This is a genomic window from Campylobacter sp. RKI_CA19_01128 (assembly GCF_025771175.1).
GTDB lineage: Bacteria > Campylobacterota > Campylobacteria > Campylobacterales > Campylobacteraceae > Campylobacter_D.
The window spans coordinates 53,152-64,346 of sequence record NZ_JAKMPU010000009.1 but is presented as its reverse complement, the minus strand read 5'-3'; the positions used below and the strand labels follow the sequence as shown (position 1 = coordinate 64,346).

The 11,195-nt window shown below is 31.0% G+C and carries 10 protein-coding genes and 1 other RNA gene; 6 read left to right on the top strand and 5 right to left on the bottom strand.

Features of this window, described 5'->3' with window-relative positions:
* Positions 1-91: 91 nt before the first annotated feature.
* Complete coding sequence (locus tag L8U98_RS06690; protein ID WP_263725320.1) at positions 92-1,720, top strand: multidrug ABC transporter permease/ATP-binding protein; 1,629 nt, start codon at positions 92-94, stop codon at positions 1,718-1,720.
* A 22-nt stretch (positions 1,721-1,742) separates the two neighbouring features.
* Here the strand turns inward: L8U98_RS06690 and cgb are convergent, their stop codons facing one another.
* Positions 1,743-2,171, bottom strand: coding sequence for a single-domain globin Cgb (cgb, locus tag L8U98_RS06685; RefSeq protein ID WP_257397236.1), 429 nt, complete (start codon positions 2,169-2,171; stop codon positions 1,743-1,745).
* Positions 2,172-2,361: 190 nt separating this feature from the next.
* Here cgb and L8U98_RS06680 point away from each other — a divergent pair, with 190 nt between their 5' ends.
* Genes L8U98_RS06680 through L8U98_RS06670 form a run of 3 tightly spaced genes read left to right on the top strand, consistent with a single transcriptional unit; the run spans position 2,362 to position 5,947 of the window.
* Positions 2,362-3,366: an extracellular solute-binding protein gene (locus L8U98_RS06680; RefSeq protein ID WP_263725319.1), complete on the top strand. Its 1,005-nt coding sequence runs from the start codon at positions 2,362-2,364 to the stop codon at positions 3,364-3,366.
* Positions 3,367-3,383: 17 nt separating this feature from the next.
* On the top strand, positions 3,384-4,967 hold the full coding sequence (locus L8U98_RS06675; RefSeq protein ID WP_263725318.1) for an ABC transporter permease: 1,584 nt from the start codon (positions 3,384-3,386) through the stop codon (positions 4,965-4,967).
* Complete coding sequence (locus tag L8U98_RS06670; RefSeq protein ID WP_263725317.1) at positions 4,967-5,947, top strand: ABC transporter ATP-binding protein; 981 nt, start codon at positions 4,967-4,969, stop codon at positions 5,945-5,947. Before L8U98_RS06675 ends, L8U98_RS06670 begins: the two co-directional genes overlap by 1 nt.
* Before the next feature lie 71 nt (positions 5,948-6,018).
* Here L8U98_RS06670 and L8U98_RS06665 read toward each other — a convergent pair whose 3' ends face one another.
* Positions 6,019-6,588 carry a WG repeat-containing protein gene (locus L8U98_RS06665; RefSeq protein ID WP_263725316.1) on the bottom strand — a complete coding sequence of 190 codons (570 nt, stop codon included), beginning with the start codon at positions 6,586-6,588 and terminating at the stop codon, positions 6,019-6,021.
* Between the two features lie 133 nt (positions 6,589-6,721).
* Here L8U98_RS06665 and L8U98_RS06660 point away from each other — a divergent pair, with 133 nt between their 5' ends.
* Positions 6,722-7,945 carry an HD domain-containing protein gene (locus L8U98_RS06660; protein ID WP_263725315.1) on the top strand — a complete coding sequence of 408 codons (1,224 nt, stop codon included), beginning with the start codon at positions 6,722-6,724 and terminating at the stop codon, positions 7,943-7,945.
* Between the two features lie 3 nt (positions 7,946-7,948).
* Here L8U98_RS06660 and ffs read toward each other — a convergent pair.
* An RNA gene (gene ffs, locus L8U98_RS06655) (signal recognition particle sRNA small type) lies at positions 7,949-8,046 on the bottom strand.
* A gap of 52 nt (positions 8,047-8,098) precedes the next feature.
* On the opposite strand from ffs, the gene L8U98_RS06650 reads away from it, so the two are divergent.
* Positions 8,099-8,542, top strand: coding sequence for a hypothetical protein (locus L8U98_RS06650; RefSeq protein ID WP_263725314.1), 444 nt, complete (start codon positions 8,099-8,101; stop codon positions 8,540-8,542).
* A 10-nt stretch (positions 8,543-8,552) separates the two neighbouring features.
* Here the strand turns inward: L8U98_RS06650 and L8U98_RS06645 are convergent, their stop codons facing one another.
* Together L8U98_RS06645 and L8U98_RS08280 are read right to left on the bottom strand one after the other, a co-directional pair.
* Positions 8,553-10,178 (bottom strand): flagellar hook protein FlgE, encoded by a 1,626-nt coding sequence (locus tag L8U98_RS06645; protein ID WP_263725313.1) that lies wholly within the window; start codon positions 10,176-10,178, stop codon positions 8,553-8,555.
* Between the two features lie 4 nt (positions 10,179-10,182).
* Positions 10,183-11,190, bottom strand: a complete 1,008-nt coding sequence (locus tag L8U98_RS08280; protein ID WP_412175048.1) for a flagellar hook capping FlgD N-terminal domain-containing protein — start codon at positions 11,188-11,190, stop codon at positions 10,183-10,185.
* Positions 11,191-11,195: the final 5 nt, after the last annotated feature.

The window sequence follows — 11,195 nt, the reverse complement described above, 5'->3', positions numbered from 1 at the left end:
TTATAAACACTATAAAATAAGGCTTTGTAATTAAAAAATAATTTTTAAAAATTGTTATAATTTTATAATTATTGTTTAAAAAGGTATCATTGTGAGTTTTTTGTGGATTTTATTTCAAGAAAATAAATTTAAAATCATTCTTTTTTTGCTTTTTAGTATTTTTACTAGTATATTAGGTGTGCTAACTTTAGTTTTTATCAATGAGTTTTTATTAAAAACTAGTCTTGAAAACTCAAATATCATTGTGTATTTTGTGCTTTTATTGTTTGTGTTTTTTGCGAGTTCTTCTTTTGTAGAAATTACACTAAGTTCGTTTGGGCAAAGTTTTATTTTTAAAATGCAAAGAAGGGTTGTAAAGCAAATTTTAGATACAAGTGTTTTGAGTATTTTAAACACTACTAAAGCAAAAATTTTAGCTTCTTTGAATAATGATGTGCGTAGTATTTCTTTTGGGCTTTTAAGGCTTCCTGAATTTATACAATCAAGTGTTTTGATTATTTGTGTAAGTGCTTATATAGCTTATCTTTCTTTAGAAATTTTCTTTTTGTGTTTAGCGTGGATAGTGTGTGTTTTTTTGGTGGATAATTTTTTGATGAGCAAGGTGTATTTTTATTTTAAAAATGCTAGAGAAAATGATGATGCTTTGCAAAAAAACTATCAAAATATTTTACAAGGACATAAGGAACTAACCTTAAATCCTTTAAGGGCGAAGTATTATTATGAAAATGAGTTTGAAAAAAATGCTCTGAAAAAGAAAAAAAGCTCCACTATGGGAAATATCTTGCATATTTTATCTAACAACTGGAGCAATAGCGCTATGCTAGCTTTAGTAGGAGTGGAGTTTTATATAGCTTTAAGCTATGAGCTTACTAGTTTACAAAGTGCTACGACTATTGCTTTAAGTGTGCTTTTTTTAAGAGCGCCACTTGGAGCTATGATAGGGAGTTTTCCTACGCTTATGATGGCAAAAATCGCTTTAGATAAAATTTCAAATTTAAATTTAGAAAATTATTCTCATGAGTTTAAACTCAGTCAAAATAAAAAAACTTGGCAAAAACTTTCTTTTAAAGATGTGTCTTTTGCATACAATGAAAAATTTGCACTAAAACCTGTAAATTTTGAGCTTAAAAAAGGCGAATGTGTATTTTTAATAGGTAAAAACGGTAGTGGTAAATCTACTTTTTCTATGATTTTAGCAGGGCTTTTTACAGACTTTAAAGGGGATATTTTTTTAGATGATGAAAAAATAACTTCAGAAAATATTTATGAGTATAGAAGTTTAATTAGTGCTATTTTTAGTGATTTTCATTTGTTTGAGCATGTTTTAGAAGATGAGAAATTTAGTAAAGAAGACTTGGCATACTGGCTTGAAATTTTAGAACTTAATGAAAAAGTAGAGCTTGTGGGAAATATTTTTAGCACTATAAAGCTCTCAGCTGGACAAAAAAAGCGTCTTGCTATGCTTAATGCTTTACTTGAAAAAAGGGATATTTTGATCTTAGATGAGTGGGCAGCCGATCAAGATCCTATGTTTAGGAAGTTTTTTTATACTAAACTTTTGCCACTTTTAAAGCAAAAAGGTATTACTATATTTGCTATAACTCATGATGATGTATATTTTGATATGGCTGATAGAATTTTACTCGCACAAAATGGTCAAATTTGTGAATTAAAAGGCGATATAAAAGAACTAGCAAAAAATGCCGTAGAAAAATTCTAGGCTTTGAAATCAAAGCCTATGATTACTTAGCTTTTGCATAAATTTCTTTTTCAATGTCTATGTAAAATTTAGCAATAGCACCATAAGCTTCTTCCCAAGCTTTTAGTGTAGTTTCATCTGCATTTAATACTACTTTAATAGCTTTTAAAAGACAAGCGCCTACTATAGGGTAATGCTCTTCTTTGACATTTAATTTTGTATGAGTAATAGCTACTTTATCAACAAAGCTTCTCATATTTTCTAAATTTTCTACATTTTTTGCTGCCATTAAAATAGCCATTGCTAAAGCTTTTGGTTGTTCTCCTGAAGCTTGTTTCTCCATATTAAACATAGGTTTTACTTCAGGGTATTCTTCAAACATGATTTTATAAAATTCTTTAGTTAAAACTTCGCCATTTTTTTGTAAAATTGGCACACAATCTTTGATGATTTGAATTTGTTCTTGAGTCATTTTTTCTCCTTTGCATATTGTATTTTTGGTGATTATATAAAAATGAGAGAAAAAATATCTTGATTTATGTTAATTTTGTATCATTTTATTTTAAAATGATTATGTGTATCAATTTAAGTAAATATAAAGTGAATTATTAATATAATAATCCTTATCAATTTCAAAATTTAAAATTAAGGAAATTTATAAAATGAAAGCAAAAGTAGTTTTACTATCTTTATTAGCTGCTATGAGTTTAAGCGCTCAAGAGCTTACGATTTATTCTCATCGTCATTATGATTCTGATAAAGGAATTTTCAAATTATTTCAAGAAAAAACAGGCATTAGTGTAAATGTGGTGCAAGCTAAGGCTAATGAGCTTGCTAAAAGATTAGAAGTTGAAGGTAAAAATTCAAAAGCAGATTTATTTATGACTGCTGATGCGGGAAATTTAGAACAAGTTCGCACAAATAATCTTTTTGTTTCAGTTAGCTCACCTGAGTTAGAAAAACTTTCTCCAAAAGAGCTAAGAGGTAAAAACAACGAATGGTATGCTTTTACAACAAGAGCAAGAATCATCATCGCTTCTAAAGATAGAATTAAAGATGGAGGGATTAAAACTTATGAGGATTTAACTGATCCTAAATTTAAAGGTAAAGTTTTAGTAAGAAGTTCAAATAATGTTTATAATATCTCTTTACTAAGTGCAATGATTGATACTTTGGGTAAAGAAAAAGCAAAAGAATGGGCACAAGGTATAGCAAATAATCTTGCACGTACTCCAAAAGGTGGGGATCGTGATCAAATTCGTGCAATCTATGCAAAAGAAGGCGATGTAGCTATATCAAATAGTTATTATCTAGGGCATTTAGCAAATTCAAAAAATCCTAAAGATGTTGAAGCTGCAAATTCAGTAAAAGTGATTTTTCCAAACCAAGATGGTAGAGGAACGCATATTAATGTAAGTGGTATAGGTGTTTTAAAAACTTCTAAAAATAAAGAAGCTGCTGTTAAATTTATCGAGTTTATGCTTTCAAAAGAAGCACAAGAAATTTTAACAAACCAAAATTATGAGTATCCGGTAAATAAAGAAGTAAAACCTGCTAAAATTTTACAATCATGGGGCGAGTTTAAAATTGAAAAACCAAATTTTGAAGCTTACTGGGGTAATGCTAAAGAAGCTTTAATGATTTTTGATGAAGTTCAATGGAAATAATTAAGGAAAAATAAAATTTGAAATTTTTAAGTCTAAGGTGGTCTTTTGCCACCTTTTTTTTCTGTAGTTTAATCATACTGCCTATACTTGCCATCATCTTGCACCTTCCTTTTATAGATATTAACACCTTAAAACATTTGAGTAAAAATGTCTTGCCACGATATATTTTTGGTAGTGCTTTTATATTGTTTGGTACTTTAGTATTGTGTTTGATTATAGGTTTAGTTAGTGCCTATTTGATAGCTTTTTATAAATTTTTTGGCTCGAAATTTTTTGAATGGTTTTTGATTTTACCTTTGGCTATACCTTCTTATGTGATGGGTTTTGTTTGGATTGATTTGTTTGAATTTCAAGGTTTAATCCCTACTTTTTTAGGTATTGATAGGCGTATAGATATCATGAATGCATATGGTGTGATTGTGATTTTATCTTTTGCACTTTATCCTTATGTGTATTTTTTTGCTAAAAATACTTTTGCTTATGGACTTGGAAATATCATTTTAAGTGCTAAAACACTTAAGGCTTCTAATTCAAAAACATTTTTTAAAGTGATTTTGCCATTTTGCCGTGTGGGTATAGTGGGCGCTTTGCTGTTGGTGGCTATGGAGGTTTTGAGTGATTATGGCTTGGTGGCGTATTTTGGCGTAGATACTTTTAGTGCAGGAATTTTTAGAACATGGGGAAGTGGCGGTGATGAAGTGAGTGCTGTGGCTTTAAGCGTGGCTTTGCTAGTGTTTATCGCACTTTTAATGCTTTTAGAAAAAATTCAAAGAGGCAAAAAAGGCTTTAATCAAAATGTATTTTTACCTACTCCAAAAGATGAGTTAAAAGGCTTAAAGGCATTTTTAGCCTTTTTATGGTGCTTTTTAGTGGCATTTTTAGCCTTTGTCGTGCCTATTATATGGCTTGTTTATTGGGCCGGGTTTGATTTTATGCAAAATTTAAGCAATGTCTTAACACCTGCATTTTATAGTCTTAGCGTGGCTTTGGTGAGTTCTTTTACTATTGTGGGGGTGGCATTTTATTTGTGTTTTGTGGTGCGTTTAAACGATACAAAAGCTTCTAAAATCATTCTTTGGCTTACGACTTTGGGGTATTCTTTACCTGGAGCTGTGGTAGCTGTGGGAATTTTAGTGATTTTGGGTGTGTTAAATTATATTTTTGATCTTTTATCGTTTGAATACGCCATAGGTGGTGGATTTTTAGTATTATTTTTTGGATATTTTGTAAGATTTTTAGCTTCAGGGATTTTTGCGACTCAATCAGGCTATGAGCGAATTTCTAAAAACATAGACTATGCGAATTTAACCTTAAAATCAAAACCACTTAAAATTTTCACTCAAATTCATTTTCCTTTGATGAAGCACTATTTAGCTTTGGCTGTGGTGATTATTTGTGTGGATATTTTAAAAGAATTGCCTATTTCGACTATACTTTCACCATCAGGTTTTCAAACTCTTTCATCGCTTGTATTTGCTTATAGTGAAAATGAATTAATTTATAATGTTTCTTTGCCATCTTTGATTATAGTGTTATTTGGGATTATCCCTACATTTTTAATGCATTATTTGCAAAATAAAAACAACCAAAAAGGACAATAATGGAAATCTTAAAAATTGACAATCTTTACAAATCTTTTGGAAAAACAGAAGTTTTAAAAGGAATTTCTTTGAGCTTAAAAGAAGGTGAGATTGTCAGTATTTTGGGAGAAAGTGGATGTGGTAAGAGTTCTTTACTTGGTTGTATAGCAGGTTTTTTTGAAATCAATGATGGCAGTATTTGTATAGGGGATAAACTAGTTGCTTCTAAGAGTGTGTATTTAGCCCCACAAGAGCGTGATGTTGGAGTTTTGTTTCAAGATTATGCTTTATTTCCGCACTTAAATGTAGAAGAAAATATATGCTTTGGTATAAGCTCTTTAAGTAAAAACGAGCAAAAACAAAGGCTTGATGAAGTTTTAGAAATTTTAAATTTAAATACACTTTTAAAGCGCTATCCAAATGAGCTAAGCGGTGGGCAAGCCCAAAGAGTAGCACTAGCAAGAACCATAGTTGCAAGGCCAAAAATCATACTTTTTGATGAGCCTTTTTCAAATTTAAATCACACTTTAAGCGTTAAAATGCGCAAAGAAATCAAAAATATCTTAAAAGAGCATAAGCTTAGTGCTATTTTTGTCACACACGATAAAGACGATGCTTTTTATTTATCAGATAATATCGCTTTGATTAAGGATGGGAAAATTTTAGACTATGGAAGTGCCAAAGAGCTTTTTTATAAGCCTAAAAATATAGATAGTGCTTGCTTTTTAGGAGAAGCATTTTTTATAGATCCAAATACAATTTTAGATGAGAAATTTAAAGTATATTTGCAAAGTAAAAATGGCATTTTACGCCCTAATGATATACAAATTTCAACTTCACAAACTCCTTTAAAAGCTAGCGTTTTAGAATGTGTATTTTATGGGGATTTTTATGAGTTAAGTGTGAGTTTGGAAGGACATATTTTTAGCATTTATCATCATAAAGAACTTAGTAAAAATGATGAAATTTATCTTAAGTTAAGTGATATAGAAAGTTTTTAATTTGCTAAAATTATAATGAGTATGCGAAAATAAAAGTTCTAGTAATTGGAATAATATCAAATTTATATTTGCTATTTTATAATGTTTCCGCTAGTATCTACAAAGCCCCATTTTCCATTTAGCTGAACTATTGCGGCTTTATTATAAAAACTCTCTACTTCATCAAATATAGGGTTTATAACAATTTCCCCTTTATTGTTTATAAACCCCCATTTTTCATTTAGTTTTATATCTGCAAGTCCTTCGTTAAAATTTCCCGCATAATCAAATTTAGGTTTTATTATAAATTCTCCATTTGTGTCAATAAAACCCCATTTGTCATTTATTAAAACCGATATCAAATTTTCGTAAAAACCATTCGTATCGTCAAATTTTGGTTCAGTTATAATTTTTCCGTTTTTGTCAGCGAAACCGTACTTATTACCTATTTGAATAGTTATAAAATTTTCATTAAGGTGACTAATATAGTCATATATTGGGTTTATTATAAAATCTCCATTTTTATTTATTAAGCCCCACTTGCCATTGAGTTTTACTGTTGCTATATCATTGTGAAAAAATAAAACTTCATCAAAAATCGGCCACATCATTTTTTTACCATTTATATTTACAAAACCTTGTTCGTTGTTTAATTTAATCATGGTAGAACCTCGTATTTATGTTGATGATAAGTTTTAAAGATTATTTTACAATAAAATCTCAAATCACAATATCAAAATAAAATTTGCTAAAGATTATAAAATAAAGTAAAATCACAGCAAAAAAAGGAAATAAATGATTAGTGTAGAATTAATAGAGCATATTTTTAAAGCAGCTTCTATATCAAGATGGAATGATTATCCTAGAATGACAAATTTAGTCGAGCTTGATAAGCAAGCACATAAATTTATCATTGCTTATTTCATTGCTAAAATGGAAAAAGATATCAATATGCGCTTTATTATAGAAGCGGGGATTTTTGAGTTTTTAAGCAGGGTAGTAGTGACTGATATACGCCCTGATGTGTACCATGAGATAACACGTGCAAAAAATGAGCAAGTAAGTGCTTGGGTGTTAAGTAAAATCGCACCGATGATTCAAGATATTGAAAATGGTGAGTTTTTAAAACGCTATGAGCTTTTTTTACAAGGTAAAGATTATGCGAAAGAAGGGCTTATTTTAAAAGCTGCTTCGTATTTTGCGACAAGGTGGGAGTTTAATATAGTTTATCAAACTAGCTCGTTTTTAAGTGATATTGATGAGATTAAGGCTAAGGTTGAAGAAGAATTAGAAGATTATTATGAATTAATTGGCGCAAGAAAAATCGCTCTTAATCAAAAAATTTCTAAAATAATCGATCTAAGCGGACGTTTGCGTTTTCAAAAAAGATGGGCGCAAACTCCAAGGATTCCTGAAACTGCGGTTTTAGGACATATGCTTGTAGTGGCTATTTTGTCTTATTTTTATTCTTTAGAAGTAAAAGCATGCGATGGTAGAATAGAAAGCAATTTTTATTGCGCTTTGTTTCATGATTTGCCTGAAAGTTTAACTAGAGATATCATCTCTCCGGTAAAATATGGCATAGATGGTTTAAATGAAATCATCAATGAGTATGAAATGAAGCTTATTAATGAGAAAATTTTACCTTTTATACCACTATCTTTTAGAGAGGAATTTAGCTATATACTTGGTATTAGAGAAGGACAAAATGAAGAAAGTGTCTTTGTAAAAAATGAATTTGAAAATCGTATTTTTAATAACAAGCCAAGTGTTTATAGTGGTAGTTTAGATGCTGTTAATGAAGATCGTTTTAAGGCTATTGATGGAAAGGCTTTGAAATATTGTGATAAATTAGCAGCTTTTATAGAAGCAGCTCTATCGATTAGCTATGGAGTAAAGTCTAAAGAGCTTGAAAGCGGTTTTGTGGGAATGTATGAATATTTTAAAACAAATCCGACTATTAATGGGGTAAATTTCTTTAGAATTTGTGAGGATATTAAAGGATATTTTAAACTTTAAAACCCTCTCCCAGATGACTGCGGCACACACTAAGTCTAAGTGCTCTGCTGTGTTCCCACCCTGAAGCGGTGCTTAAAAATAGCATTGCACAGGTCTAAGAGAAGGCAGTTGAAATAATACCTTAAAATATCTTAAAAAACATTGAGGTGAAGTATGTTGAGTATATTTGCAAATTTTTTATCTAAATTTAGAGAATTTTTTGTTCCTAGTCATTTGTCTTTAGAATTTAGAGCAAAATCTTTTGCTGCTATTATTGCGGCAAATAAGACTATAAAAGCAGAAATTTGGCAAGTTTTGGCTGATATTGCAAATGAAGTTTATCCAGATGATAAAAGTAGGCAGGCGATTTTAGTGCAAACTTCTAAAGAATATGTAGATAGAGTTTTAAAAAATGAGCTTAGTTTAGATGCTTTGCTTAAAAATATTGCTTCACTTTTAAAGAAAAATCCAAGATATGCAAAAAAGATTAATTTTCATAGACTTGAGCGTTTGATGGATAAAAATGAAGAAGAAGCTTTAGTGCAACTTAGGGTATATGAATTTTTTGAGCAAGAAATAAAATATATTTTAGAAAAAAATTCAAAAGAACCATCATGAAAGGCTAAAATTAGCGTTTCATGTTGATTGCTTTTTGTATCATTTGATCAGCTGTTGTGATACTTTTACTACTTGAATCATAAGCTTTTTGCAAAGTGATTAAGTTTGTAAATGCTACGGATAAATCTACATTTGATTGCTCTAAATAAGAGCCTTTAAAGGTTGCTGTGCTGAAATTTCCATTATCATCAAGCAAAAAGGTTGGATTACCGCTATTTCCTGTTTGTCCATAAAGATTTTCTCCTAGCTTTTCCAAACCTTGTTCATTGGTAAAATTAAACAAAGCAAGTTTTGCCATAGCTATTTGATCGCCATTAGTAAAAGTGGCGATGATGGTACCATCTGTGTTGATAGAATAATTATTTAAAAACCCTTCACCTTTGCCATCTGTTTGTGTGTGTACTGAAGGCTGTTTATTTTTTAAAGCATGAAGTCCATCATAACCTGAATTTGGTATATTTGGATCATAATAAGAACCAAGGTCTATATTGACTTTTGTTCCATTATTATCAACTGAGTTTAGAGTGCTAGATACCAAAGCTCCAGCTTCATTAAAGGTGATTAAACCTTCGGTAGTTCCACCTATTTTATTGCCATCATTATCATATACTTGAGCAACGGCTTTGTACTCTAAATCTGTGCCATTTTGCGGTAAAACTCTATCTAATTTAACCTTAACCCAACTAGTAGAACCATCAGGATTAATTAATTTTGCAGAAAGTTCTGTGCTATCAGCTACTTCTTTTTCTACACTTAAATGAGATGATTCTAACTTAGCTGTTTCTAAATCTACTTTATCTAGTTTTTGATTGTCAATACTAAAAGCCAAATTCTCATCTAAAGTAGCTTGTAATGTTTGACTAGCACCTTTTTCATCAGTAATTTTAAAATATATAGTATCACCAGGCTTTAAACCAAAAATTTGCTCATCTTTTACACTACCTGAAATTTTTACACTACCATCTTCATTTTTACTAAATTCAAATTTAGAAGCATCTACATCTACATTCACTGCTTCTGTTTTGGTACTTGTGTCTAAATTTCCACTCCAAGTGATATTTTGTGTTGGTTGAGGTGGTAAATAAAGATTTTTAGGCACAGAAATAGGCCCTTGGGTATTAACTCCACCTATTTGGAAATTTTCTCCAGGTGTTCCACTCCAAGCTGTGGTAACTTTTTGTCCCATAGCTTGACCAAACATATTAGAAACCCTATCGCTTAGCTGAATTTCTTTTAATGATGGATTCATAGTTCCAAGCACATAATTACCATTTGAATCTACTAAAAATCCATTTGCATCAGGTTTAAAAGCACCATTTCTAGTATAATAAACTCCATTAGCATTACTTACACCAAAAAAGCCCTTTCCAGCAATAGCCACATCAAATTCATTATCAGTAGAAACTAGTGGTCCTTGTTCAAAAACATCATTTGTAGCTCCTGCTACACTACCATAACCAGTTTGACCTTTGTTGTATGATTGGGTTGTAACAGTGCTGTAAAATACATCTTTGAATGCTACATCAGAGTATTTAAAACCAACTGTATTGACATTGCTTATATTGTGAGCAGTATTGTCTATGCCATAACTTTGGGATTTTACTCCATTTACTCCATTGTAAAATGCTGTAAACATGATTTTATCCTGTAATTTCTTTAATGTCTTCCCATTTAACCCAGCTTCCACCCATGCCAACCAAGGCTTCTCCATCTTCAAATCTTACACCAGTGATAGGATAAGCACCATAAGTTGAGTTAACTGTTGTTCCATCTTCACCTATATAACTTGCTCTTACATAGTATTTACCAGATGGCACAGGATTTCCACTGTCATCTGTTCTATCCCAAACAATCTGTTTCATACCTGCAGTCATATCTTTAACTTTCATTGTTCTTACAGGATCACCTGCTTCGTTATAAATAGTAAATGTTACAGGTTCGCTATCTGATTTATAAGCTGAATCAATCTTAGCTGTTTTGATATCAACGCTTGGAGTATGTCCTATGATTTTAAAGGTTTGATCCTCGCCAACTACTGCTTTAACAGTTTCTTCTTGGCCTTTATCATCAACTAATTTTACATATACAGTTTCCCCAGGCCCTGCTATTTCTTTATCTACCTTACCTGTAATGTCTAGTTTGTCTTCACCATTTTTCTTAAGTTCAAAACCTTCAGTGTCAATATCAGTCTTTTTACCTTTTTGTGGTTCTTTTGGTAAATACATATTAATTTGAAATTGTATATCATCATCTGCTACCACAAGATAATCATCTTTAACTGTTGCAAGTTTTCCAACCGCAGCTAATGCACTCATACCGGTACTTGCTGCAATAGAATTTTGTAGTTTTGCCATCGCATCTACTAGTTGAGTCATGGTTTTATTGGTGTTATCTTGCATTTCAAGTGCTGAAAGTTGTGCTGTTTGAGTAAGCATTTTTTCAGTATCCATAGGATCGGTTGGATCTTGGTGTTGAAGTTCTATCAAAAGAAGCTTTAAAAATGCATCCTTGTCAAGTTCTGCTCCAGGGTTATAAATCAACCCACTATCGCCTTCTCCAGCTCTAGCATTTCCTTTTGCATTTGGCATATCTTTAGTATTAAGTGTTGCTAAAGGACCTTGAAGAGTTTGTGTATTTATATTTGACATAAAAA

What these genes read in the sequence shown, in the direction of transcription:
- cgb (WP_257397236.1), bottom strand. Translation starts at nt 2,171, where the DNA reads ATGACTCAAGAACAAATTCAAATCATCAAAGATTGTGTGCCAATTTTA.
- L8U98_RS06680 (WP_263725319.1), top strand. Translation starts at nt 2,362, where the DNA reads ATGAAAGCAAAAGTAGTTTTACTATCTTTATTAGCTGCTATGAGTTTA.
- L8U98_RS06670 (WP_263725317.1), top strand. Translation starts at nt 4,967, where the DNA reads ATGGAAATCTTAAAAATTGACAATCTTTACAAATCTTTTGGAAAAACA.
- L8U98_RS06665 (WP_263725316.1), bottom strand. Translation starts at nt 6,588, where the DNA reads ATGATTAAATTAAACAACGAACAAGGTTTTGTAAATATAAATGGTAAA.
- L8U98_RS06660 (WP_263725315.1), top strand. Translation starts at nt 6,722, where the DNA reads ATGATTAGTGTAGAATTAATAGAGCATATTTTTAAAGCAGCTTCTATA.
- L8U98_RS06650 (WP_263725314.1), top strand. Translation starts at nt 8,099, where the DNA reads ATGTTGAGTATATTTGCAAATTTTTTATCTAAATTTAGAGAATTTTTT.
- L8U98_RS06645 (WP_263725313.1), bottom strand. Translation starts at nt 10,178, where the DNA reads ATGTTTACAGCATTTTACAATGGAGTAAATGGAGTAAAATCCCAAAGT.
- L8U98_RS08280 (WP_412175048.1), bottom strand. Translation starts at nt 11,190, where the DNA reads ATGTCAAATATAAATACACAAACTCTTCAAGGTCCTTTAGCAACACTT.